This is a genomic window from Vibrio sp. Vb0598 (assembly GCF_033338935.1).
GTDB classification, from domain to species: Bacteria; Pseudomonadota; Gammaproteobacteria; order Enterobacterales; family Vibrionaceae; genus Vibrio; species Vibrio alginolyticus.
In genome coordinates this window covers 471,473-497,338 of record NZ_JAWOTP010000001.1, presented here as the reverse complement: position 1 = coordinate 497,338, position 25,866 = coordinate 471,473, and the positions used below count along the sequence as shown (strand labels likewise).

At 44.1% G+C, this 25,866-nt stretch carries 23 protein-coding genes; 6 read left to right on the top strand and 17 right to left on the bottom strand.

Annotated elements, in window-relative coordinates; genetic code table 11:
* Positions 1 to 3: 3 nt before the first annotated feature.
* The 5 genes from R7Q38_RS02170 to R7Q38_RS02150 form a co-directional block, all read right to left on the bottom strand.
* Positions 4 to 1,071, bottom strand: a complete 1,068-nt coding sequence (locus R7Q38_RS02170) for a branched-chain amino acid ABC transporter permease (protein ID WP_239938566.1) — start codon at positions 1,069 to 1,071, stop codon at positions 4 to 6.
* Between the two features lie 11 nt (positions 1,072 to 1,082).
* Complete coding sequence (locus tag R7Q38_RS02165) at positions 1,083 to 1,976, bottom strand: branched-chain amino acid ABC transporter permease (protein WP_005373295.1); 894 nt, start codon at positions 1,974 to 1,976, stop codon at positions 1,083 to 1,085.
* A complete protein-coding gene (locus tag R7Q38_RS02160) occupies positions 1,976 to 3,928 on the bottom strand; it encodes a long-chain fatty acid--CoA ligase (RefSeq protein ID WP_005373296.1) in 1,953 nt (650 codons plus the stop codon). The genes R7Q38_RS02165 and R7Q38_RS02160 overlap by 1 nt, the downstream gene beginning before the upstream one ends.
* Entirely contained in the window at positions 3,928 to 4,728 is an 801-nt protein-coding gene (locus R7Q38_RS02155; RefSeq protein ID WP_005373297.1) for an ABC transporter ATP-binding protein, read from the bottom strand. Before R7Q38_RS02155 ends, R7Q38_RS02160 begins: the two co-directional genes overlap by 1 nt.
* 242 nt (positions 4,729 to 4,970) lie before the next feature.
* Entirely contained in the window at positions 4,971 to 6,608 is a 1,638-nt protein-coding gene (locus tag R7Q38_RS02150) for an electron transfer flavoprotein-ubiquinone oxidoreductase (RefSeq protein ID WP_239938565.1), read from the bottom strand.
* Positions 6,609 to 6,763: 155 nt separating this feature from the next.
* On the opposite strand from R7Q38_RS02150, the gene R7Q38_RS02145 reads away from it, so the two are divergent.
* The 3 genes from R7Q38_RS02145 to R7Q38_RS02135 all read left to right on the top strand — a co-directional run bounded on the left by R7Q38_RS02145 (position 6,764) and on the right by R7Q38_RS02135 (position 10,553).
* Complete coding sequence (locus R7Q38_RS02145; protein ID WP_005386149.1) at positions 6,764 to 7,516, top strand: electron transfer flavoprotein subunit beta/FixA family protein; 753 nt, start codon at positions 6,764 to 6,766, stop codon at positions 7,514 to 7,516.
* On the top strand, positions 7,513 to 8,439 hold the full coding sequence (locus tag R7Q38_RS02140) for an electron transfer flavoprotein subunit alpha/FixB family protein (RefSeq protein WP_137282726.1): 927 nt from the start codon (positions 7,513 to 7,515) through the stop codon (positions 8,437 to 8,439). The genes R7Q38_RS02145 and R7Q38_RS02140 overlap by 4 nt, the downstream gene beginning before the upstream one ends.
* A gap of 86 nt (positions 8,440 to 8,525) precedes the next feature.
* On the top strand, positions 8,526 to 10,553 hold the full coding sequence (locus R7Q38_RS02135) for an acetoacetate--CoA ligase (RefSeq protein WP_137282727.1): 2,028 nt from the start codon (positions 8,526 to 8,528) through the stop codon (positions 10,551 to 10,553).
* 176 nt (positions 10,554 to 10,729) lie between these two features.
* Here the strand turns inward: R7Q38_RS02135 and R7Q38_RS02130 are convergent, their stop codons facing one another.
* Positions 10,730 to 12,280, bottom strand: a complete 1,551-nt coding sequence (locus R7Q38_RS02130) for an alpha-glucoside-specific PTS transporter subunit IIBC (protein ID WP_238844330.1) — start codon at positions 12,278 to 12,280, stop codon at positions 10,730 to 10,732.
* A gap of 55 nt (positions 12,281 to 12,335) precedes the next feature.
* Positions 12,336 to 13,664 (bottom strand): 6-phospho-alpha-glucosidase, encoded by a 1,329-nt coding sequence (locus tag R7Q38_RS02125; protein ID WP_005373308.1) that lies wholly within the window; start codon positions 13,662 to 13,664, stop codon positions 12,336 to 12,338.
* 180 nt (positions 13,665 to 13,844) lie between these two features.
* On the opposite strand from R7Q38_RS02125, the gene R7Q38_RS02120 reads away from it, so the two are divergent.
* On the top strand, positions 13,845 to 14,552 hold the full coding sequence (locus R7Q38_RS02120; protein WP_054730587.1) for a GntR family transcriptional regulator: 708 nt from the start codon (positions 13,845 to 13,847) through the stop codon (positions 14,550 to 14,552).
* A gap of 19 nt (positions 14,553 to 14,571) precedes the next feature.
* On the opposite strand, the gene mnhG is transcribed toward R7Q38_RS02120, so the two are convergent.
* The 9 genes from mnhG to R7Q38_RS02075 form a co-directional block, all read right to left on the bottom strand.
* Positions 14,572 to 14,865, bottom strand: coding sequence for a monovalent cation/H(+) antiporter subunit G (mnhG, locus tag R7Q38_RS02115; protein WP_005373314.1), 294 nt, complete (start codon positions 14,863 to 14,865; stop codon positions 14,572 to 14,574).
* Positions 14,865 to 15,143, bottom strand: a complete 279-nt coding sequence (locus tag R7Q38_RS02110) for a cation:proton antiporter (RefSeq protein ID WP_005373317.1) — start codon at positions 15,141 to 15,143, stop codon at positions 14,865 to 14,867. The genes mnhG and R7Q38_RS02110 overlap by 1 nt, the downstream gene beginning before the upstream one ends.
* Positions 15,136 to 15,612, bottom strand: a complete 477-nt coding sequence (locus R7Q38_RS02105; RefSeq protein ID WP_104976188.1) for a Na+/H+ antiporter subunit E — start codon at positions 15,610 to 15,612, stop codon at positions 15,136 to 15,138. Before R7Q38_RS02105 ends, R7Q38_RS02110 begins: the two co-directional genes overlap by 8 nt.
* Positions 15,609 to 17,105 (bottom strand): Na+/H+ antiporter subunit D, encoded by a 1,497-nt coding sequence (locus tag R7Q38_RS02100; RefSeq protein WP_167416119.1) that lies wholly within the window; start codon positions 17,103 to 17,105, stop codon positions 15,609 to 15,611. Before R7Q38_RS02100 ends, R7Q38_RS02105 begins: the two co-directional genes overlap by 4 nt.
* The gene (locus tag R7Q38_RS02095; RefSeq protein ID WP_017633704.1) at positions 17,102 to 17,455 is read right to left on the bottom strand and encodes a Na+/H+ antiporter subunit C; all 354 of its coding nucleotides are present in this window, start codon (positions 17,453 to 17,455) and stop codon (positions 17,102 to 17,104) included. The genes R7Q38_RS02100 and R7Q38_RS02095 overlap by 4 nt, the downstream gene beginning before the upstream one ends.
* Positions 17,455 to 20,124, bottom strand: a complete 2,670-nt coding sequence (gene mbhE / locus R7Q38_RS02090; RefSeq protein ID WP_170896931.1) for a hydrogen gas-evolving membrane-bound hydrogenase subunit E — start codon at positions 20,122 to 20,124, stop codon at positions 17,455 to 17,457. The genes R7Q38_RS02095 and mbhE overlap by 1 nt, the downstream gene beginning before the upstream one ends.
* A 164-nt stretch (positions 20,125 to 20,288) precedes the next feature.
* A complete protein-coding gene (locus tag R7Q38_RS02085) occupies positions 20,289 to 20,480 on the bottom strand; it encodes a hypothetical protein (RefSeq protein ID WP_167416120.1) in 192 nt (63 codons plus the stop codon).
* Positions 20,481 to 20,589: 109 nt separating this feature from the next.
* Positions 20,590 to 21,525, bottom strand: a complete 936-nt coding sequence (locus R7Q38_RS02080; RefSeq protein WP_005373330.1) for a universal stress protein — start codon at positions 21,523 to 21,525, stop codon at positions 20,590 to 20,592.
* Between the two features lie 393 nt (positions 21,526 to 21,918).
* Positions 21,919 to 22,638 (bottom strand): SDR family oxidoreductase, encoded by a 720-nt coding sequence (locus tag R7Q38_RS02075; RefSeq protein ID WP_053307575.1) that lies wholly within the window; start codon positions 22,636 to 22,638, stop codon positions 21,919 to 21,921.
* 135 nt (positions 22,639 to 22,773) lie between these two features.
* Here R7Q38_RS02075 and R7Q38_RS02070 point away from each other — a divergent pair, with 135 nt between their 5' ends.
* Positions 22,774 to 23,682, top strand: a complete 909-nt coding sequence (locus tag R7Q38_RS02070) for a LysR family transcriptional regulator (RefSeq protein WP_239938564.1) — start codon at positions 22,774 to 22,776, stop codon at positions 23,680 to 23,682.
* 90 nt (positions 23,683 to 23,772) lie between these two features.
* Here the strand turns inward: R7Q38_RS02070 and R7Q38_RS02065 are convergent, their stop codons facing one another.
* On the bottom strand, positions 23,773 to 24,546 hold the full coding sequence (locus R7Q38_RS02065) for an AraC family transcriptional regulator (RefSeq protein WP_213895759.1): 774 nt from the start codon (positions 24,544 to 24,546) through the stop codon (positions 23,773 to 23,775).
* A gap of 99 nt (positions 24,547 to 24,645) precedes the next feature.
* Between R7Q38_RS02065 and R7Q38_RS02060 the strand changes: the two genes are divergently transcribed.
* Positions 24,646 to 25,782 (top strand): multidrug effflux MFS transporter, encoded by a 1,137-nt coding sequence (locus R7Q38_RS02060; protein ID WP_213895760.1) that lies wholly within the window; start codon positions 24,646 to 24,648, stop codon positions 25,780 to 25,782.
* Positions 25,783 to 25,866: the final 84 nt, after the last annotated feature.

The window sequence follows — 25,866 nt, the reverse complement described above, 5'->3', positions numbered from 1 at the left end:
ACGTTAATATGAGAACGGATAGTGTTTCCAATATGCTCGAATCTGTTGCCAGCGATGCGATAATCCTTGAGGTTCGAAAATGAGGAACAGCATGATGACTAAACCAATCGCCATCTCTTTGAAGTAAGCCAGACCATCAGTGAAAGCGGTGGTATCACCAAACGCTGAAAGCCCCGTTACACCAAACTCTAAAACTTCAGGCAGAAGTACGATAAATATCGTCCCCATCAATGTGCCTTTGACTGAGCCTAAGCCACCAATGATGATCATTGCCAAGAACTGGATAGACATCATGATGGTGAAACCTTCTGCTGATACAAACCCTAGATAATGTCCGTAGAGTGCACCCCCGATGCCCGCATAGAATGCACACACTCCAAATGAGAGCAGACGATACTTGGTTAGGTTGATGCCCATGATCTCTGCTGACAGATAGTGATCTCGTACTGAGACAAACGCGCGACCGTCACGAGAACGGATTAAGTTTGATGCCCACATATACATGAAGATCAGCGCAAACAGAGCGATGTAGAAGAAGCTTTCGTCAGTCGTAAACTCAAAGCCAAACAAATTAATTGGGTTCGCGCTTGCACCGTATGAGCCGCCACTGAACCAATCTGCGCGAGCAAAGAAGTCCTCTAGAATAAACTGCGCCGCCAACGTTGCGATAGCTAGGTATAAACCTTTAATTCGAGCCGCTGGCAGACCAAACAGCATCCCCACAATCATGGTTAAGTAACCCGCGAGCGGAATCGCAAACACGACTGGAATGTTAAACTGGTTATTTAGCCAAGCCGATGCAAAGGCGCCAAAGCCAAAGAACGCACCGTGACCTAGCGAAATTTGTCCGGTAAAACCAACCAGAATGTTTAAGCCCAATGCCGCGATACCGAGGTATGCAATCTGAATAAACAGGTTTAGGAAGTAAATATCCAAGACCAGCGGTGCTGCCAGCATGGCGATGACACCTACAATCGCAAGGCTTCTGATGGTTTTGGTTTCAAAAATTGGCGTATCGCTTTTGTATGTGGTTCGAAAATCCCCACATGGGCGCATGCTAAGTTGAGCCATGTTATTTCTCCTTAAATACGCTCAATATCTTTGGTACCAAACAGGCCATATGGCTTGAAGGCAAGAATGATTAACAGCACATAGAATGGTGCGATGTTGTACAGGTTACCCACTTGCAGGTATTGGCTATCAAAAAACTCAGCCAAGTTTTCTAGCACCCCGATGGTAATACCACCGACAATTGCGCCGACCACCGAATCTAAGCCACCTAAAATAACGGCTGGGAAAACTTTGATACCAATAATGGATAGCGCGTCAGATACGCCGTTAACGATACCGATAACAATCCCTGCTGTTGCAGATACCATTGCCGAAATGGCCCAACTGATGGCGAACACTTTCTTGATGGAAATGCCAAGACTCTGGGCTACTTGCTGGTTGAATGCCGTTGCGCGCATTGCCAGACCCATTTTGCTGAATTTGAAGAACCAGTAGAACGCGCCCATGATGAGCATTGAGAAGATCAAGCTCAGAATGTAAGCAAACTCAACATTCAAACCTCCGATATTCACCACGTTGGTTTCGAACACTTGCGGGTACGACACAGCCGAGACACCGAATATCCACTTCATCAGCGCTTGGAAAAACATCGATAGACCAATGGTCACCATGATCACAGAGATAATCGGTTCACCAATCAACGGTCTGAGCACAATGGTTTGCACGGCGATACCAAAAATCATCATGAACGCGAGCGTGAGTAAAAAGCCAATAAAAAACGGTAACTGTAGGTGCACCAATGCCGCCCAACATACCCATGCGCCAATCAACAGGAACTCACCCTGAGCAAAGTTGACCACCTGGGTCGATTTGTAAATCAATACAAAGCACATGGCGACAACGCCATACAACATGCCAACGATCACGCCATTAATGACGAGTTGCAGTAATAAATCCGTATTCACTATGCGATCCTCCGTTGTTCGCTATCCACTAGTGTTGGCTCATGCTCAATAAGCGTTTCAATAACTAGCGACGTTTGAATGCGTGTTTTGGTGCCATCTTGATAAGTGATCACTGTATCGACATCGACTTTTGGATCGTCGCTGTAGATGGTTTCGATGATGTCTCCGTATTTCTCTGCAACCACACCACGGCGTACTTTACGTGTGCGAGTTAGCTCTCCATCGTCGGCATCCAGCTCTTTGTAAAGTAGAATGAATTTGCTGATCTTCTGTGCATCCGGTAGGGATTCGTTCACTTTTTGAACTTCTTCACGAATCGCTTGGTACACTTCTGGTTGAGCAGATAAGTTGGTGTAGTTGGTAAATGCCAAGCCGCGTTGCTCTGCCCACTTCGCGACGATCGCATAGCGAATACAGATGATGGCAGACAGCCAAGGTCGACCTTTACCTACCACCACGGCTTCTGCAATAAACGGCGAGAACTTGAGTTTGTTTTCGATAAACTGTGGCGAATAACGGTCGCCATGGCTGGTTTCCGACATATCTTTCAGACGATCAATCACCACCAAGTGACCGGAATCTTTAAAATAGCCCGCATCGCCTGTGTGCATCCAACCATCTTGAACATCTTCATCATATGCTGCTTGGTTGTTTAAGTAGCCAGTAAACATGCCTGTACTTTTCGCGATGATTTCACCAACGCCATTGCTGTCCGGGTTGATGACTTTCACTTCTGCATTATCAAACGCAACACCAACGGAATCGTAATCCACATCATCCGCTTGGTGCACGGTGTATGCGCCACACATTTCGGTCTGACCATAAAGCTGCTTAAGTGGCACACCAATAGCTTGTAGGTAACGGAAAGTATCCGGTCCCATCGCCGCACCGCCGGTTGCCGCAGATGTCAGGTTCGAAAACCCTAAACGGTCACGCAGAGCACGCAGAAGAATCCATTCAGCCAACTTAGAGCGTTTGCCCTGCTCCAGCGCTTTGTTGGCTAAGCTCATGCCCAGTTTGTACATCTTTTGCTTAAACGGTGTCGAATCCATCATTCGTGCAGACACGTCTGCCACAATGTTTTCCCACACACGTGGCGCTAACAGCACAAAGTTTGGACCGATTTCACGCAAGTCGGACATCATGGTTTCTTGTTCTTCCACAAAGTTAACGATTTGACGAGAAATCAACGCCTGACCAACCACGTAAACCTGCTCCATAATCCAAGGCAAAGGCAGAACAGAAACATAGTTGTCGCCTGGGGAACGAGGGTCTGCACGCAAGTAAGCCGCACAGTGATCCAAGAACGTGCCACTGTGTAGCTGAGCCAATTTTGGTTTAGAAGTCGTACCCGACGTAGTACAAAGAATTGAAAGATCGCTGCCTTTGGTTTCAACAACCATATTGAGATATTTGTCTGGGTCCGCTTTATCAATCAGCTGACCTTTTTTGTAGACCTGTTCAACATCAATTAATCTTGGATCATCGTATTTACGCATTCCACGAGGATCGCAGTAAATAATGTATTCAACGCTAGGAATTTCATCACCAAGCTCAAGCAGCTTGTCGCATTGCTCTTCATCTTCGGCAATCACGACTTTTGCTTTTGCATAGTTGATAAGGTACGCCACCTCTTCGTGCATAGAATCTTGATAGATGCCCAGCGAGAAACCTTTGATCGCATGTGCCGCTAACTCGCCCCATACCCATTCAGGGCGGTTATCACCTAGCAAACCAACGACATCTTGCTCACCAATACCCAAATCTCGTAGTGCCAGTGCCATCCACTTGACGCGGTTTTCATAATCCTTCCAAGTGAACTCTCGCCATATACCAAACTCCTTTTCACGCATTGCGACTTGTTCGGGCCAGTTCTTGGCATTGTGTTGCAACACTTTTGGAAAGGTATCTAAGCGGGTTATATCTGCCCAATCATTATGTTGCTGTGCCATTATGCACTCTCCTCTAATGTCGGTAACTCTTCGCCTAAGTACGCTTGTTTCACATGTGGGTTGGCCATCACTTCTTCAGGCTCACCCGTAGCAATGTGTTTACCGAAATCCAAAACCAAAACGCGATTAGAGATGTCCATGACCACGCCCATGTCGTGCTCAATCATGATGATCGTGATATCTAATTCTTCATTCAGATCCATGATGTAACGTGCCATGTCTTCCTTTTCTTCCAAGTTCATTCCTGCCATTGGTTCATCAAGCAGCAATAACTTAGGTTTTAAGGCAATGGCACGAGCAAGCTCTACACGTTTACGTAATCCGTAAGATAGCGTGCCTGCAGTCGCTTTTCGGATGTGCTGGATTTCTAGAAAATCGATCACGTCTTCCACATATTTGCGGTGCGCCATCTCTTCTTTCTGCGCATTAGAGAACCAATAGAGTGGCCCCGTGACGAAGTTGTTTTTTAGTAGGTGGTGTCGGCCAACCATGATGTTGTCCAGTACCGACATGTGAGAAAAGAGCGCTAAGTTTTGGAAGGTTCTTCCCAACCCTAACTCAGCTCGTTGGCTAGGTGTCCGTTTAGTTACATCATCTCCAGCGAAGATTACAGAGCCTTTGTTTGGTGTGTATCGACCAGAGATGCAATTGAGCATTGAGGTTTTACCTGCACCGTTTGGGCCAATGATTGAAAAAATTTCCTTTTCATTCACATGGAAGCTCACGTCAGTTAAAGCTTTCACCCCACCAAAAGCCAATGAAATATCGTTTACCTGCAACAGAGGCGATTCCGATACCATAGTTGATCTCCCTTTCGTTATTTTAAGTGCGTTCCATTGAGCACTATTTGATCAAACCTAACTTTGATACTGGTAACCGCTTTTACACCTATGCATCAACTTTGTATTCAGTTTACGTAAACGTCAATTTAAAATCAGAATAGTGCCTGAAAGATTAAGTTGCAATCGAGTTCATCGAGAAAGATTTGAACTAACGCAAACTTTAAGTAAATAAATTGTTAATAAAAATTATTCTCAAACGCTTACATATTTGGATAGTTCGGACCACCACCACCTTCTGGTGGAGTCCAGGTAATATTTTGACTTGGATCTTTGATGTCGCAGGTCTTACAGTGGATACAGTTGGCCGCATTTATTTGAAGCTCTGGCTGCTGCTCCCCCTGTACGATTTCATACACGCCAGCCGGACAATAGCGCTGTGCTGGCTCTGCATATAATTCAAGGTTCTGCTCAATAGGAATCCGCTGGTTCTCCAGTCGTAAGTGGCATGGTTGATCTTCCTCATGGAAGATATTGGATAGATAAACAGAAGAGAGGCGATCGAAACTTAACACGCCATCAGGCTTCGGATAGACAATTTCATTGCTGTTTTCCGCCAATAACAGAGACTGATGATCAGGCTTATCACAGCGGATATGCCACTTAGCTTTGCCTTTTAATACGTTATGTTCCAGCAGCGCTAAACCACCGCCCAGCCACGATCCAAAGCGGTGAATACCACTTGAGAAGTTACGTGCTTGATAAAGCTCTTCATACAGCCAAGACTGTTTGAAATGCTTTTGATAATCAGCAGTAACTGACTGACTCTCAAGGGCTTCACATACTGCTTCAGCGGCAAGCATGCCAGATTTCATTGCGGTGTGTGTGCCTTTGATTTTAGCGCCGTTAAGTGTTCCTGCATCACAGCCAATTAACAAGCCACCAGCAAACTGCTGCGTGGGAAGCGAATGAAAGCCGCCCTTGGTGATCGCTCTCGCGCCATAGCTAATACGCTTCCCATTTTTGAGGTATTGCTCAATCAACGGGTGGTGTTTAAAACGTTGAAACTCATCAAATGGACTCAAGTGCGGATTCTTATAATTCAAGTCAACAATCAACCCGACGGCAACTTGGTTTCCCTCTAAATGGTAGAGATAACTGCCACCTGTGGCTTCGTTTGATAACGGCCAGCCTAATCCGTGCACTACTAAACCTTGCTGATGCTGCTCTGATGGGATTTCCCACAGCTCTTTAAAACCGATAGCGTAATGTTGAGGAGTTTTCTCTTCAGCAAGATTAAATCGGTTAATCAACTGCTTACCAATATGCCCCCGTGCGCCTTCAGCAAATAAAGTAAACTTCGCTCGCAGTTCAATACCAGGTTCGAAATTTCCTTTTTGTTCACCATTTTTATCTAATCCCATATCGCCCGTGATCACGCCACAAACACGACTATCTTCATCGATGATCGCTTGACTGGCGGTAAAACCTGGGTAGACCTCCACCCCCAAGTTCTCAGCCTGCAACGCCATCCATCGGCATAGACTGCCCAAACTTATGATGTAATTACCTTTGTTATGTAACGTATTAGGCATCGCCCAAGAAGGCAGTTCATGACCATTGATTTCATTGCCTAGATAGTAGGTTTTATCTTGGTTTACTTTGGTATTGAGCGGAGCGTCTTTCTCTTCCCAGTCGGGAAAAAGCTCATCCAAACTTCGCGTTTCAAATACCGCGCCCGATAAAATATGCGCTCCAACTTCAGAGCCTTTTTCTACCACGCAAACAGAGAGGTCTTGTTCTTTTTCTGCTGCTAATTGTTTGATTCGGCATGCCGCAGACAAGCCTGCGGGACCTGCGCCTACAATCAGAACATCAAATTCCATGCAGTCTCTTTCCATGATTGCATTCCTTTTTCTTTGCATGTTGCCAACTTGTTAATCAACAATATATTTAAAGTTGACGCAAACGTAAAGGTAAATTAACATCATTTTAAAGACGTCATCACATCGTCTTCACTGTTAACACATAGTCTTCACTGTAAAAGGAATCTAACGTGAAAATACTAGTGCCAATCAAAAGGGTCATTGATCCCTACGTTAAAGTTCGCGTGAAAGCGGACCATAGCGATGTTGAAACCAATAACGTCAAGATGACGATTAATCCATTTTGCGAAATAGCCGTTGAAGAAGCCGTACGACTAAAGGAGCAAGGTATTGCAGATGAAGTCATCGTTGTCAGTGCCGGCGGTAGCCAGTGTCAGGAGCAACTACGTACCGCGCTTGCATTAGGCGCCGATCGCGCTATTCATGTCGATACTGAAGACAAAATAGAGCCATTGGTCGTCGCTAAGCTGCTCAAAGCTCTAGTTGAGCAAGAACAAGCACAGCTTGTGATTACGGGTAAACAATCCATTGATACTGACAACAACCAAGTGGCTCAGATGCTGGCCGCCCTACTTGACTGGCCTCAAGCAACTTTCGCTTCCGACGTGAAGATTGAAGATCAAAAAGTTCAGGTCGTGAGAGAAGTGGACGGCGGCTTGATGACGGTCGCGATGAACTTACCTGCGGTGATCAGTACTGACTTACGCCTGAATGAACCGCGTTTTGCCTCTTTGCCTAATATCATGAAAGCTAAGCGCAAGCCGTTAGATACCATCACACCTGACAGTCTGGGTGTTGAAGTGGTATTTAGCCAAACCATTCAAGAAGTCACACCGCCAGCGCAAAGAAAAGGTGGCATCAAGGTTGAATCTGTCTCAGAGCTTCTCGATAAGCTGCGTAACGAAGCGAAGGTGATTTCATGAAGAACTTAATCATAGCAGAGCATGACAATAACCAATTGCATGCGGACACACTCAAAGTGGTTAATGCAGCAAAACAAGTCAGCCAAGACAATGTTTTGATCGTAGTGGGCCACCAGTGTGAAGAAGTCGCTCAGCAAGCTTGTCGCGTTGATGGTATATCAAACGTAATTTGTGTCGATGATGAGCAACTTAAGCATCAATTTGCCGAGAGTATCGCACCTACTGTAGTGAGTATTGCTGAAGGTTTTGACGCAATCTGGGCTAGCTCATCATCAAAAGGGAAAGATCTTGCACCGCGAGTAGCAGCGAAGTTCGGCGTTGGGCAAATTTCCGATATTGTCCAAGTTATCGATGAAAACACTTTTATCCGCCCTATTTACGCAGGAAACGCATTTGCCAAAGTGACCACCAGCGACAAGGTTCGCGTCATCACCGTGCGCGCGTCTGCGTTTGAGCCGGTTACTTGTCACAACCAAGCTGATATTAAGCATCAGCAGGTCACTATCTCAGCTCCAATGATTGAATTGGTTTCTGTCGATAAAACCGTGTCAGAACGTCCTGAATTAAGCGCGGCAGAGGTGGTTGTGTCAGGTGGACGCGGGGTCGGTAGCAAAGAGAACTTCGCGTTGATCGAACAAGTTGCCGATAAACTAGGTGCTGCCATTGGCGCTTCTCGCGCGGCGGTTGATGCCGGGTTTGTTGCCAACGACTTACAAGTGGGTCAAACCGGTAAAATCGTTGCACCTAAGCTTTATATAGCGGTTGGGATTTCCGGTGCCATCCAGCATCTTGCAGGAATGAAGGAATCCAAAGTGATTGTCGCGATCAACAAAGATCCAGAATCTCCTATCTTTGAAGTTGCCGACTATGGATTGGTTGGTGATTTATTCGAGGTACTACCTCAGCTTGCCGAACAACTTTAAACGATCAGATAAGGGGCGAACACTGCTATGTTCGCCCCTTTATTTTGTTTTGGTCATATTCAAAAGAATTGAAATTAGAGGGACCTATGCCAAAATCTGCACCTATTTGGTCACCATCTGCTGAGCGCGTCAGCAATAGCAACTTATTACGGTTCATCGAAAAGGTTAATAAAGACAAAGCCGAAGGTACCGTAATCAACAATTACACGTCTCTACACCAGTGGTCCATTGAGCACAATGATGAATTTTGGCGACATACTTGGCAGTTTTGCAACGTAATCGGAGATATGGGTTCGCAAATCAAGAGCCTTGGCAGTCCCAAATGGACACAAACAGGTTCTAATCATCACCATGTAAATAGAGACACAGTATGGTTTGCTGACGCCACGCTGAACTACGCAGAGAACCTCCTATCTCAGGCTGAACAATCACCAGAGCGTGAGTTTATTGTTTTTAGCAATGAAAGCGGTGAACACCGACAACTCACCGGTAAACAGTTGCTTGAACAAGTTTCCGCCATTCAACAATGGCTACTCAATTGTGGTGTCGGTAAAGGCGATGTCGTTGCGGGTTATTTGCCCTACCTTCCTGAAACCGTTATTGCCATGCTGGCCACCACCAGTCTTGGTGCCATTTGGACTTCAACCTCTCCTGATTTTGGTATCGATAGCGTCGTAGAGCGTTTTGGTCAGGTCAAGCCGAAAGTTCTTTTTTGCTGTGATGGCTACCAGTTCGGAGGCAAAGCTTTCGATATGACGGACAAGAACACCACTCTTAGTAGTAAGTTAAGCAGTGCCTCCGAAGAGACTACTATTAGCGTATGCCAAATCGAATATTTACAAAACGCTGAGAGTGCTAGCACTTCTGAGTTTGTTTCTTGGTCCGATATTACTCACCACTTTTCTCCACAATCAATTCAATATCAACCAACGCTGTTTAATGACCCGTTATTCATTTTGTATTCTTCTGGTACAACAGGTCAACCTAAGTGTATTGTCCATTCCGCAGGCGGTACCTTGCTCAATCACCTCAAAGAACATCAACTGCATTGCGACATCAAATCGCAAGACAAGGTTTTCTACTACACAACATGTGGTTGGATGATGTGGAACTGGCATGTTTCCGCTCTTGCGAGTGGTGCAGCCTTAGTGATTTACGACGGTAGTCCGGTTTACCCTGATCACTCCGTCTTATGGCGATTAGCTGAAGAACATAACGTGTCGCTGTTTGGTACTTCAGCGAAATACTTAGAGGCACTGGAGCAGGCAAACTGCTCTCCAAAACTAGAACATAACCTGAAGTCACTCAAAACTCTGTGCTCAACTGGTTCGGTGCTTTACCCAGAACAATTTAATTATGTCTATCAGCACATCAAGCAGGACTTGCATCTCGCTTCTATCGCTGGCGGCACAGATATTTGCGGATGCTTTGTACTTGGAAACCCTATTTCACCAGTTTACAAAGGTGAATGCCAAGGCGCAGGGCTAGGAATCGACGCACGTGTTCTAGAGGATGGTGGACATACTATTACGCAAAAACGCGGCGAACTGACTTGTAATAACTCGCTACCTAACTTCCCTATTGGCTTCTGGAACGACAACGGCGAACGTTATCACAACGCTTATTGGAGCAAGTTTACCGATATCTGGCACCATGGCGACGATGTGATGCAAACCGAACATGGCGGCTTTATTTTTTATGGCCGTAGTGACGCAACCTTAAATCCAGGCGGCGTACGAATCGGTACCGCTGAAATCTACCAACAAGTGAACGCGTTACCCGAGGTTGAAGACTCCATCGCTGTCGGCAAGTTAAACCAGCAGTCTGAAGAAATCTGGTTATTAGTAAAACTCGCTCACAACGTCGAGTTAACCCAACAACTCACCGATTCAATTCGCCAAACATTGAAAACAAAATGTTCACCGCGCCATGTCCCACGACAAATTTTTGCTATCAGTGATATTCCTAAAACGCGCTCAGGCAAATTGGTTGAGCTAGCAGTGAAACAATTGGTAAACGGACAAGTTGTAAAAAACATTGGTGCTATTGCTAACCCAGAAGTGCTGGAAGAAATTAAAACGCTTTTCAACATAGAAGGCGCCACAGTCACTTAGAGACTCAACAAGTCTTCCAACAATACAGACGGGTATAACCTAACTATATTTTAGCTCGCTCGGTAACTCCTCCCCACTTTCGTGGAAACTGAGCGAAATATGCTTCATGTACACAAAAAAGGTGAGATAATTCTATCTCACCTTTGAGCCATATGAGCGGGAGCATTAGTTGGGGGTTAAGCTTTTATCAGTTGGCTCATATCTTCGCGAACTTGTGGCACCGTTAAACCAACGATGATTTGAAGGCTCTCTTGATTTCTAACAATATTCACCGCTCCGTGCTGTGTGAAAAATGCGTTCTCCTTTACAAGAGAGACATCTTTAACTTTAACACGCAGACGCGTCGCGCAATTAGTTAACAATTCAATGTTTTCTTTTCCACCCAAACCTTCAATAAAGGCACTAGCTTGTGACGGACTTGCGCTACTGTTATGGACCTCTTTCGCTTCTTTGTAGTCAGCTTTTGAATACAACTTACTATCTGCACCTTCACGTCCCGGAGTAAGTATGTTGTATTTTAAAATAAGCGCGCGAAACGTAACAAAGTAAACACCAGTAAACATGAGACCAATAATAATCTGAATCACGTATGTTCCCGCATGGTTACCAGCCAAAGGCAACCAGTTTTGGAAAATGAAGTCTATCAAGCCAGTCTGAAAGTTACCGGAAACACCAAACATAAAGGCGATCGTTGCCATTGTCGCAGATAACAACGCATGCAAAGCAAACAGCGCAGGTGCGATAAATAAGAATGTAAACTCTATTGGTTCGGTGATCCCTGTAAGAATTGCTGTGATTGCGGCTCCGAGCACTAACCCCATCACCATCTTTTTATTTTCTTTTTTCGCAACTGAATAGAGTGCTAGTGCGATACCCGTACAACCAAACACTTTACCCATTCCCGTCAACATCAAACCACCCTGAGGAAATTGTGTCGTTAAACTTTCCGAGCTCTGGGCGAATGTCTGTATATTTTGAATCCAATAGGCAACCGTTCCGCCATCGACTGCAACTGGCCCATAAAAAACGGGACCATATACGAAATGATGCAACCCCGTTGGTATCATGATTCGCTCTAAAAACGTAAATAGCCATACCCCTAACGATCCAGCAGAAACCAAAAATGATTGCAGATTATTAATACCATGCTGAATACTTGGCCAAGTCAAACAAGTTAGAATTGCCATCACGACCATAATTGGGAAGCTAATGATCACAACCAATGGCGTTCCGCCAAATACAGCCGCCCAATCCGGTAGCGTTTTATCAAAGAATCGGTTGTGAACCCAAACAGAGAGACTTGCAATTAAAATCGCACCTAGCAAGTTGGTATCAAGCGTTAGAATGCCACCAACTTCAGTCAAACCTCGCTCACCTTCCGTATAGTTAACGCCCAGTTCTGGCCCCCAAAATTGAAGGATTCCACCAATAACGTAGTTATACGTAATGTAGGAAACAAGTGTTGCAAGTACAGCGCGACCAGATGCTTTTTTAGCTAAAGCGATAGGTAACCCAACGGCAAAAATAAGTGCCATATTTTTAAATACAGCGAGTGATGCCTGTAAAATGATCGTCGAGACTTTAACCCAAGCACTCCCCTCTAGTGCCCAAGGAAACACTTCTTGATTTAACAGCACAACAGAGAAACCCAATAACATGCCCGCTGCTGGAAATAATAGAACGGGAACAAACATCGCGGCCCCGAACCTTTGAATAATGTCTTTCATATAAACCTCTTGTTTCATTCACGGAGCCTACAAGTAGGCCCCGAACGTCCAGTTGTTATTGAAAAAATTGAGGAAGGTAGGCTTTATTTTCTTCTAGTAATTGTTTTGTTATTTCTTTAGCTTTTGGCACATTAACCACGGTACGGTTAAGTGTGAGTGCATTAATCAGCTTTTGCTGACTTCCTTCGTACCAAGCATCCACGACTAATTTCTCGTAACCAAGTTGGCTCTCAATCATGGCTTTTTGGAAGGTTGGGATTTTTCCTACAGTAAAAGCTTTCGGTCCATCACTAGTTAGCGCAGCTGGAACTTCTACCATGGCGTCATTTTGTAAATTTGTAATAGCACCATTATTCGGTACGATGACGAGATACACATCGCTCAAGTTGTAGGCAAGCGAAGCCGCGACTCTCACCATGTATCGACCATGGATATCGGCATGCAGTGTTTCGTGCTTCGTGGTGCCCGCTTCAATTATTCTTGCGTTCAATTCGAACACTCGTTTCTCACGGCCGTTAATTACCTGCCTTGCGCGAGTATTATTGATATCCTCTTTCGCCACCATTTTTTCAGGGTACAAATAGTATTGAAGATACGTATTCGGCAAAAACTCTGGATTATCAGCAAGCATTGTTCTCATGTTTTTGAATGTGGCTTGCCACGATGGGTCATCCGCTATTTCCGCATCAACCGCACTGATCCCTTCTTTTAGGATGATATTTTTAATTTTGTCCGTTAAGTCTTCACCCTGTTTGTTACGAATTTTGGTAAACCAGCCATAGTGATTAAGCCCAAAATATTCAGGAACGAAGTCCCAAATTTCACATCCTAACAATTGCGCATAGCTGACCATAATCGCTGCTGGCATATCACAGATATTTAGAATTCGCTTATCATGCGGAAATTCACGATTTAAAGCTTCAGCGACAATTGCCGCTGGGTTGGTGTAATTAAGAATCCACGCATCTGGACACGTTTGTCGGATCTCGTTCACTAGCTGGATCATATCGCCGATAGAGCGAAGTCCATATGCCATTCCTCCCGCGCCACATGTCTCTTGCCCAACACAAGAGTTGGATAGCGGGATTTGTTCATCGCGCTCGCGCATGGCCAACCCACCAGTGCGGATCTGGATAAAGAAAAAGTCCGAATCTGCGAATGCGACAGATTTATCCGTTGTATAAACAAACTCTTCAACTTCTGGATAGTGTTCTCGCAATAGAATTTCAGTAGCTAATGCATTCGACTCTTGGCGTTTCTCATCTATGTCGTAAAACACGACTTTTGCGAGTGGAAAGTTATCTTTTTCGGCAATCAGGCTGTTCATCATACCAAGAGTGTATGTACTGCCAGCACCAACAATCGTTAATTTTTGACGTTTCATTTCGCTACCTCAAATGTTTACCCTGAAAATGTATAAAATAAGTATTAATACTTTTATGATACATTTAAAGTGTAAGCACAAAGATACGAGATAAAAATCACACAAAGATCCTAAGGAAAAGTATTAACTACATCTCAGATCACATTCTTGCTATCATGATCCAAGACTTAGCGAGGTATTATGAAACCTAAATACATAGACATTGCGGAACGATTAGAAAAAAAGATCAAAGATGGGGAACTACAACCTAAATCGATGCTTCCAAAAGAGAGTGATTTGCAAGAAGAGTTTTCCGTAAGCCGCGTAACCATCAGAAAAAGCTTACAAATTCTGGTCGACAATAATTTAATTAGTCGGACAAGAGGTAGTGGAACTTATGTAAACGATCTAAAAGCCCAACATGATGCCTTACATTTGCTGGGTTTTATCGAGGAAGTCAGTAAACAGGGGAAAACGCCTAGCTCTCAAGTCATAAAGTTCGAACTTAAAAAGCCGAATGAGCAGGTTGCTAAGCAGTTAAATCTCTCGCCCAATGATGATACATATGAAATACATAGACTCAGATGTATTAATGATGAGCCTGAAATTTACGAAGTCACTCATATGCCAGCAATGTTATTTCCAGACTTGAGCATAGCCATAATGAATGGTTCTAAATATGAGTACATTGAAAATAGCAAAGGATTGAAAATTGCGAAAAGCAGTCAGTCTGTCAAACCGTATTTGTTAGATGCAGAGACGGCCTCATACCTGAATGAATCAGAAGCTTCCCCTATTCTAAAAGTTGAGTCCACTGGTTACCTAGAAGATGGTCGTGCATTTGAATATACCGTCAATTACTTCCGACTTCATCAATACAGCTTCGAGTTTATTTCAACTAGGGCGTAGTACTATTCGACGCTAATGGTTAATCATTACGCCAAATCTTATATCCGACCTCTCGCATTGCTCTGCCGAGCAGGTGGGAGGCGACTGGCGCTGTGAGAACGATAAACAACATCGTACCGATAACCCGAGAGATCACTGTAACTTCAGGGAGTGAGAAAGCGACCGCTAATAACAAGCAGCTCACTCCGACAGTTCCAGCTTTGGTCGCTGCATGCATTCGGGTATACAAATCAGGAAGCCTCAGGACACCTAGACTTGCAACCAAGGTCAACAATGTTCCTAAGCATAAAAATAGTCCAATCAACACGTCCATTATTCTTTCTCCTTTCTTTTAACGATCAAACGTGCAAATGCGATCGTGCCGAGAAATGCAACCAAACCTAATGTAATGGCGATATCTAACAGAGCGTCCTCACCGCTGTCTAAGGTGTAAACCGTAATAAATCCGATAGTGATAAATGAAATCAGATCTAACGCCACAACTCGATCAGCTAGCGTTGGTCCTAGAATTAAACGAGCAAAAGCCATAACAAAGCTGAGTAGTAGCCCAGAATAGGCAAAAGTGACCGTTATTTGCAGCCAACTATCCACGCGTCACCTCCAAAATTCGATGCTCTAACCCATCTTTAATTCCGCGAATAACCTCTTCATGTTCAGGTGCAAACATGGCATGAACGATAAGATACTTTTTATCAGCCGTAACATCCAAACTAAGAGTGCCCGGTGTTAAAGAAACCATGTTCGCCAGTAATGTGATTTCTAGATCAGAATCGACCTCCAGAGGGACATAAACGATATCAGGCTGACTCAAATGAGTAGGTGTCACAACGTCCCACACCACTTTCGCAACCGATATAACCATTTCATAAGCGAAGTACATCAATAACTTCAATGCAGATGCAAAACGTTGAAAATAGCTCGTTTTCAATCCAAATGGTTGACTCAACCTTAAAGCAAAAAAACCGACCGTAAATCCGACAACAAAATTCAGACTCGAATAGCTGCCGTTAAGCATCATCCACGCTAACGCTAAGAAAAAATTGAGGAATAGATAGATCATGCATTTCCTCCTAACACCACTCTGATGTATTCAGTCGGATTTAACAGTTGTTCTGCAGCTTGAACGGAAAATTGATAAAAAGGCTCCGCCACTAAGCCAATGATTAGCGTCAACGTCGTCAATACAATAATTGGAACGCAGTACAACCAATGTACTTTGGCCTGCAGAGTCTGTTCTGGCTTCTCTCTAAATGGCTTTTTCCAAAATGCCTCACTCCAAATTTTCGTCATCGAGTAGACGGTAAGCAACCCCACCAATAACGCGGTACCTGCTAACCAGTAATATTCAGCCTGTATGCTCGACTTGATGACCAATAGCTTTCCCCAGAAACCCGATAGCGGTGGAAAACCGGCCAGAGAAAACGCAGGGACAAGAAACAAGAACGCCAACCAAGGCATAGCTTTGTATACCCCACCCAAATGTTCAAGTTGACTAGAGCCATATTTGCGCTCGATGAATCCACCTATTAAGAACAAATTCGCTTTTACAATGATGTGATGAACAATGTAGAAAATGGCACCGGCTAAAGCTAAGGGAGTGTAAATAGCCAACCCCATGAGCATATAGCCTATTTGGCTAATAATATGAAAAGAAAGAATTTTCTTAATGTCGAATTGGCTAGCCGCTCCTAAAACGCCCGTTAACATGGTTAGCCCTGCGACCCAAATTAACGTCGGTTGCCAGCCACTCTCGGCGAGCGGAAATACTAAGGTGAAGACTCTTATCAACGCGTATACACCGACTTTAGTAAGCAACGCGGCAAACAGTGCCACCACACCGCTTGGCAACGTGTGATAAGAAGCGGGCAACCAAGCAAATAAAGGAAAGAGTGCCGCTTTAATAGAGAAGGCAAACAAAAACAGCGCGGACAGCATCATGTTGATGCTCAATTCATTTTCCCCTACTTTGGTGTAGAGATCGGCCAGGTTCAAGGTGCCCGTTGCGCCATACAACAAGCCGATAGCAAGCAAAAATACCAGCGTCGAAATCAGGTTCAACATCACGTACTTTACTGCACCATCAACTTGAGTTTTCGTTGCATCTAACACCATTAAACCAAATGATGAAATGAGCATGACCTCAAACCAAACGTACAGATTAAAAATATCTCCAGTCAGGAAAGCGCCATAAACGCCAGCAAGCAACATGTGCATTAACGCATGGTAATTGCTATAGGAGGGCTTTCGGTGAAGGTCCGCCATCGCGTAGAAAACACATATCGCACCAATCACCGCCGTTATCATCACCATAGCAACGCTGAGGTAATCTGCGACAAACACGATACCAAATGGCGCACTCCACTGACCAAAAGCAACGGCTTGAATACCATTATTTATGATGTTTTCTGTGAGAAAGCCCGCAACGAAAAGGTTCGAAATCGCACTTACACCGCTCAACCACTCAACACTTTTTGTTGAGCGACGGACGAAGAAGATAGTCAACGCCGTACTCAGCGAGAGAACAACCGGTAACGTAAGCAAAATCGAACTCATTGACCCTCCTCAGAACGTTGCATTTCATCGACGTTTGCAGTTCCAGTGTCTTTATAAGCTCGATAGAACAGCATTAAAGCAAAAATAAGTAGTCCAAAACCGATGACTATCGCAGTTAAGATAAGCGCTTGAGGTAAAGGATTTGCCGCGCTATCTGGTGGTAAAAGAGCATTATCGCCAATCAATGGCGGCTCTCCAGGCGTCAGCCTTCCAGCGGTAAAAATAGCGAGGTTAACCGCACTACTGAGTAACATGATGCCGAACAAAAGGCGCAAGATATGCTTTTCAAGCATTAAATAAACACCTGCTGCGACAAATACTCCAACGACAACACTCCAGACTATTTCCATCACTCTAGCTCCTCATTAATACGAAGCAGCATACCCATCACGCCACCTATAACGGCAAGGTAAACACCAACATCAAAAACCAATGGCGTCCCTAGTGGTATCACGTCTTTCCACCACAGTCCGGTCAAAAACGGTTTATCAAACGCAAAGCTCAAAGCACCAGAAACTAAGCTCAATGCGATGCCAGATAACGCAATGAGAAACGGTTTGAAATACAACCTAGAACGAACGTATTTCGGTGATTCCGCGAACATGAGAAGTGATAAACCAATAACGGCAATCAACGCACCAATAAAGCCACCACCCGGTTCGTTATGACCACGTAACAACAGATACACTGAAAATACGAGCATGAGTGCCGAAACGATGTGTGCCGTGGTTGCAAAAATTAATGATTGGATACGATTTTGCTTTTTCGCTCTTGTCTTAAGCAAACTCACTGCCGCAATCCCAGCAATAACAACGACGACAACTTCTCCCAATGTATCAAATGCGCGAAAGTCGACCAGAATAACGTTAACAATGTTTCGCCCATGTCCACCCGGGACACTGTTTTCTGCAAAGAAATCTGACACCGAAGAGTCCATCGGCTGAGACGTGATTCCTAACAAAAGTAAAGTAACCGAAACACCTATCACACCTGCTATGCAAATATTCGCTACTTTACGTTTTATTGAATGCTTGGGCACGGTGGTTAGACGTGGCATATGACGCATTAACAATGCAAGAAAGACCACCATTAATGTTTCCACTAACAGTAAAGTCTTCGCAACGTCCGGGGCGCTATAAATCATAAAAACAAGCGTGGTCATGAAGCCAATCATACCAAGCGCAGAAATCGCAAGAAGTCTTGCGTGGGACAACGTACATACGAGCGCAGCACCAATCAACAATAAGGCAATACCAATCTCATAGAAAGTGACACTTGAAAGTTCGCCAACCAAAGGCAGAGGAATAAGCGCTACCTGACTCAGTAACGCAACGGCAAGTACCGTGAAAAATAATAGGACATAGCGACTCAATTTCTTTTGCTGTAACCGCGCCGTTTGCCACTTCGCCACTGTCATCATGCCATCTAATAGTCGTTCAAAAATATTCTCCGCTTTGGGGACGAATAGATGTAACCGCTGAAAAAATGCAGACACAGTAGGATAAACACGGTACACCACATACCCCAACGCTAGCGTAATAACGCTTAACACTAACGGTACATTCACGCCATGCCATAATGATGTCGCTTTAAGAGCTACTGTGGGCAGAATGTCAGCAGAGCCCGGAAAAATAATATTGCGATCTAACCAATTTAAACCGAATAACGGGACTAGGAGACTGCCAAGAGCCAGGAGCAAAGGCGAGATCCACATGGCTTTTTTTGTCTCAACTGGCTTAGTTTCAATCGGCACGAGATCACGGCGAGCAAAGAATGGTCTCGCAATAAGCATAATGGTTAGCGCGACCATCAGTATATTCACGATTAAAAGTACAAAGGCGATCCAGTTATTGAGCTCTACTGCGGACTTGTACATGTATTCTTTGCTCAAAAAGCCTAACAACGGCGGGAACCCCGCTTTAGACAATGCGGCCAAACTCCCCGCAACCATGCTGATGACGAGCACTGACTTCAGACCGTACAATTGATCAATATCTCGTGTTCCTGTCGCTTTGTCGATATTACCCACCACCATAAACAGCGCAGCTTTATAGAAAGAGTGAGCGAGAATAAACATCAATACTGCACTAACAGCCAAATCTGTGCCCATACCTAGTAATAATGTTAATTTACCCAAAGCAACATTCGTGCTGTAGGCTAGCATCAGCTTCAAGTCAGTTTGTTTTAATGCGACAAATGTGCACCAAATGGCCGTGATACTCCCAGTGATGACTAAAGCATAAAACCAGATCTCGCTGTGGGCATAAACTGGCGATAAACGTGCTAATAGGTAAATGCCTGCCTTTACCATTGTTGCCGAGTGTAAATACGCACTGACCGGAGTGGGAGCTGCCATCGCGTTAGGTAGCCAAAAATGAAACGGGAATTGCGCAGATTTAGTAAATGCACCGAGTAGTATGAGCACTAGAGATGGGATAAACCATTCATGCTGCGCAATAGTGTCTGCCTGCTCGATAATGGTATTTAGCTCATAACTCCCTGCCATTGCTCCCAGCAAGATAAGACCAGCTAGCAACGCTAGTCCACCAGCACCGGTAACAATCAGCGACTGCAAGGCGTTTTTCCGAGACGTTTTATTTTCGTGATTAAACCCGATCAGTAAGTAAGAAGTGATGGTGGTGAGTTCCCAGAAAACAAATAACAACAGAATGTTATCGCTCATCACAATCCCTAGCATGGCAAGCATGAATAGGGTTAGATACAAATGAAAGGAAAACCGGCTATCACTTTCTCGTAAATAAGCCAAAGCGTAGATTTGAATCAGTGCACCAATCCCACTGATCAGTCCCGCAAAAAGAAATGAAAGGCCATCTAGTCTAAAGCTAAGGTTGATATCGAGGCTTGGTATCCATTCCGCATTCCAGCTCACGCCTGCAGGAGTATAGATATAGAAGAGAAAAGAGAAGATTAAAACTGGCAGCGCAGGGAAAATCAGTAAGACCAACTGATTATCTAGGTTTTTCGGCAGGTTTTCTTTACCCGTTATGTTATTCAACATCGCAGCCCATTCGTTATTATAAGAAGGTACGCGCTATTCGGCGCAAATGACAAACTCCACTGTATTGTTTTAGCCCAAGCGCTTCAAAAACGATCATGAAACCAAGGGAAAAGTAGCAAACAGTAATCACTGAGTGCTACTTAGAGGAACGCCGATACAAACCGCTATTTGCTGTCTGCTACGGCATAAGAACGTAGGTCACTACTTACATATTCTTGGCTGAATGTATATGGATTATCGTCATCAGATAACTCGAATGCATCGTAGGTGCAGTCACCGATATCATTTCTCGGACAAACATAAACATTCGAACGTTCTATCATTTCTGTGTGGCATTTCGGGCATAGGTTTTTCATGTCACTCTCCTCTGATAACTTATTGATACATTGATAATTCTATGTTCTAGAGATCCATCTCCCTCCTTTACCTAAAACATCACTTAAACCCAACTTTGTTACACCCCAATTACTGAATCGGTGAGACAAAACCATCGGGCTTAAGAGCGACCAAACTACAGTTAATCGATTGCAAAATATTTTCAGCCGTATTACCAATGACATAACCAGATATACCAGTCCTCGCTAAGGTACCCATGACCAACACGTCTACCTCAATACTTTCTACGTAATCTGGAATCTTTTCGTCGGGTTTTCCATGCAGGTGGTGAATCACAATTTCACCTGTAATCCCAGACTCCTCCAACAGCTGTTGCAGAGCTTGTTTATGATCGGCTTTTGCCTTATCGAGTTCATGTTTCAACTCAGCATCATCGACTTGAATCCAAGCGTTACCATTAAGGTAGTTTTCTAAGTAATACTCCCAGCAAGAAATCACGTGTAAACGACTATCGCAGGTGTCGGCTATCGAACGCGATAATTCGAGTAAACGCACGGCTAATGAGTGCTGTTCATCGCTTGCCGTTAATGGGTCGATAGCCACAGCAACACGGCGTTTATCTCTTGGCTTATCAATTGGTCGGTGCAACCAAAGCGGACAAGGGCATTTTCGTAACAGAGTCATATCAATAGCTTTGAAACCCTCAGCACCTTCACCGAGCGGTTCAGCTTCTTTGATGATGAGATCTTTGTTATCAGCTAATGCTTCTTGAATAATACAGACAGCGGGCTTTTCACTGCTTTTCACAGTAAGAGGAAATGCGAGATCCTCTTCAGAGAGTCCCAGCTTCTGTCTATATTCGTGAATACTTTGTTTGAGGGAGTCTTGCAGCGATTGCTCATAACTTTGCTGATACTGGATCATGTCTGTTGGGAAATCAGGACACGCTATTAGCCCTGAGACAGGCACTTTGTTGCTAGATGCAATCCTCATCGCTTGTTCGAGGGCGTCACTATGGCCTGGCAATCCTTGTGTTGCAAAAAGTATGTTTGCGAATCGTTTCATACACACCTCCTTGTTTGGTTAAATATTAACCACCCACAAAGTATAATACCTAACGGATAATTGTAACGGCTTGTGACGTTGATGAAATCAATTCTCATTAAGAGACGGATATTGCTTCATTTTGTTTTACGTCACACTCTCCTTTCTTCACAACTATCGCCTTCGACCTAAATAAATTCCGCTACCTAAAGTTGAGACCAAATAAAAACCCAAATTACTCAAAGTTTTTTCTCACCTTGAGTAACTTGGGTATAAGCAATAACACACTTAGTGTCCGGATTTAAATGGATGACCTAAATTTTCACGCAACTTAGTTTAAAGATGCCATCTCAATCACGAATCGATATGCAAAGTTTTACGGCTTTAGTGACCTAAAATCGCCGTAACTCAATGTTAAGGTTGTTGTTTTGTCGGTGCCAAAGCAATTTCACGAACACATACACCTTGCGGTTGCTGATAAGCAAACAGCACTGCGCGTGCGATGTCATCTGCGGCCAACACACCGCCCATATCCACCTTCCAGGCGTCATAACCATCTTTAATATCTTGAGACGTTGTATGTGAAAGTAATTCCGTTTCCACTGCACCAGGTGCAATCGTCGTAACGCGAACATTCGATGACGCAACTTCTTCACGTACGTTTTCAGAAATAGCATGAACCGCAAATTTGGTACCGCAATAAGCAGCATGATCAGGGAATGTTTTCTTGCCCGCAATAGAGCTGATGTTAATGATCGTACCACTGTTACGTGCTTTCATAGGTGCTAGGACGGACTGCATGCCATTGAGCAAGCCAATTACGTTCACATCAAACATGCGCTTCCACTCCGATGCTTCCTGAGTATCTATCTGACCTAGAAGCATAACGCCTGCGTTATTTACAAGTGCATCTACCGGACCATACAACGCTTCAGCTTTCTCAATTGCAGCCTCAAAAGAAGCTTTGTCGGTCACATCTACCTTTTCACAAAGCGTATTTGGTAAGTTTAATGCTTCCAAACGTTCTACACGTCTTGCTAACAAAAGAAGAGCATGGCCCTGGTCACTGAAGTGACGTGCAATCGCTTCACCAATGCCTGAACTAGCGCCTGTAATAACAATTAACTTTTTCATTTTGAATCCTTAATAGAACGGTTTACATCAGTGGCGGTAAGTTTAAGAAAACTTTGTTTGTTGATATATACCGACCTAGTTGAAACACTGTTGTTATATTGCAACAATACTTTTTTGAATTATGAAGAAGTCATCATGCAAACACACATCAACCTTGCGGATATTCGCTCTTTCGTCCTAATCGCTCAACTAGGAAACTTCACGAAAGCAGCAGAGCAACTTGGCGTTTCTCGCTCACACGTTTCACGTCAAATAACAAATCTGGAGCAACAGATTGGTGTCACTTTGCTACAAAGGACCACTCGAACACTGAACCTCACCGAAGCAGGCAAGGTTCTGTATAAACAGTGTGAAACTGCCCTTCACAATATTGATCAAGCTGTTATGGCAGTGGTTGATGATGTAGAAGACTTAAGAGGTGACATTCGTATCAACTGTGTGGGGGGCTATTTAGGAGAAGACGTTGTCGCAGATATCGTTGCTCAGTTTCTAATCCAACACCCACAAGTGAGCATTAACTTAGATTTTAGCAGCCATCGTGTCGATTTAATCGCGGATGAATTCGATATCGCTTTTCGAATGGGAAAGTTAGACGACTCCAACTTTATCGCTCGCAAACTGATCGATGTGGAAATGGGGACATACGCAAGCCCAAACTATTTAGAAACATATGGCTATCCTTCACATCCAAAGGACTTAGAAAAACACGTTTGTTTGACAGGTAGTGTGACACGGTGGGCATTTGAGAACACGAATACAAAGCAGTCAACTGAACACCAGATACGTGGACAGTTACGATGTAAGAGCGGCAGAGTAATGATAAAAGCAGCCTTGGCGGGAAATGGCATCATCCGTGTGCCAACACTTTATTGCCAACAAGAACTCCAGACAGGCAAGCTAAAAGAAGTGTTTACCAATTGGAGCATTCCGAGTGTGGAATTTTCACTCCTTTATCATCACGACCGACATCAACCAAAACGCATCCGAGCCTTTGTTGATTTTACTACGCAATACTTTCGCAAACTGCAGAGTAAAGACAAGTAACCTGCACGTTGGTACCTGTCTACGTATGCTTTATAGGCTGAGCCTGTGAACCTGGGGTTTGTTTTAGAAAGAGTGTGAGCATTTTGACGCTTAAGGCTTGGTTTTCATAAACGTCAGAGGTGTTTGTCCAGTTTGCTTTTTGAAAAATGCAATAAAAGCACTGTCTGACGAAAACTCCAGCCAATCGGCAACTGCGCTGACTGGCATGCCCGTTGATAACAATTCAACTGCTTTTAAAAGCCTCCACTGTTGCCGCCAATCTTGATAATTCATGCCCGTTTCCGACTTAAATAATCGTGTTACCGTCTTGGTGCTCGCCCCTACTTTGTTTGCAAGAGTAGTAAGCGAAGGAGCTAGAAATGAAGGTTCAACCAACTCTCGACGAAACGTTGTTAAGCGCCGATGCGATGGCAAAGGCAACTGAAACGAATAACGTTTCGCAGCATAAAACTCCTCCCAAAAAAGCGCCGTCGTATTTACCATCTCGCTGCTAGGCTTATCCCACTCCCAAAATGACATTTTATCAATAAGAGCTTGGAGTAAATTATTCACTTCTATCATCGTGATCTTACTCGGACAGGCAAACTCCTCACAATCAAAATACAAAGATCGGTACGCCACCACATTCGTCATTAGTGCGCGATGCGGCGTATTAGGTGGGATCCAAACCGCCTTTGTCGGTGGCAAAATACAAATCGAGTCTTCCAGAGCAAAACTCATACAACCTTGAGGTGCGTACAATAACTGCCCTTTCTTGTGCTTATGCATACCTGAGTCGTGCTTGCCAATATCCGCAGCAATTCCCACTACACAAGTAGAAATTTTGTCTGCATCAAATTGTGTTTTTTCGTTAATAAGCGCCATTTTGTCCGAATGTTGCTGTATTTGGTTTTTATGTTGTTATTAGATCAATCATAGCCTCATTTATACTGCCCGCCAACTTCATTAACGATGGGTAACAATATGAATACTAAGCCCTCTTTATGGCTCATGCTGGTTATGTTGATGTTTCCGCAAATTGTAGAAACCATCTATAGCCCAGCGTTGAGCTCAATCGCTCTTTCATTTGATGTAAACCACGCACAAGCAGCCCAAACATTGTCGATTTACTTCCTAGCTTTTGCCATTGGCGTTGTAGTTTGGGGAGTTCTCGCAGATAAACTGGGAAGAAGGCCCACCATGCTTATTGGGCTCTTTATCTATGGTTGCGCATCTTTACTCGCAACTCAAACTGAAAGCTTTGCTGTTGTCATGGCCGCGCGAGCCCTAAGCGCATTTGGTATCGCGGTAGGATCCGTTGTCACACAGACCATGCTTCGTGACGCGTTTGACGGTCAAGAACTGAGTAAAGTCTTCAGCTTAATGGGGATGGGTATATCAATCAGCCCGGTAGTTGGCATGCTATTAGGCGGGCAGCTTACAGCGCTTGGTGGATACCGTTATGTGTTTTTTGCCTTGTTTTTAATCGCGTTAGTATTGCTCGCTTACAACGTTATTAAGCTTCCTGAAACACAGAAGGAACAGACACCAGTACGGTTGCATCAACTTAGCTTGAAAATGCTAAGAGACACTCGAATTTGGCGCTCAGGATTACTGGTTGCTTTGTATAACATTGCTCTATTTTCTTATTACCAGCTTGGCGCATTTACTTTCTCAGCACTTGGGTATAACTCCGAACAATTTGGATACAGTGGCATGGTACTGGGGTTAGGCACTCTGCTTGGAAGTTATTTAAACAAATCCCTAGTGTCCAAAAATGTTCGAAAAAGCCAGCTACTTTGGTTCTCAGCAATATTGATTAGCGTTGGATCAGTCGGTGTGTTGATTCTGAACCAATCAATCTGGTTTGTTGCTCCAATGGTGTTAGTCGTCATGTCTTATGGGATTGCGATACCCAACATACTCAGTGATGCACTCGTTAATTATAAACAACAGGTTGGCAGCGCAGGCGCTTTATTTGGGCTCATGTACTACATCATGATCGGGACGGGATTAGCGATGGCTGGAACAGTACAAAACTTAGGTGTCGTTCTATTATCATGTAGCTGTTTAGCGATTTTATTAGCGTTTTCTAAAAGGCAAGTTCATACCAACTTGTGACCAGATACTACGCATTGCTTGCCTAATCTTCCGAAGATTGGTCTACATCTTTTCTAACGGTTAACTAAAACGTAAATAAAAAGC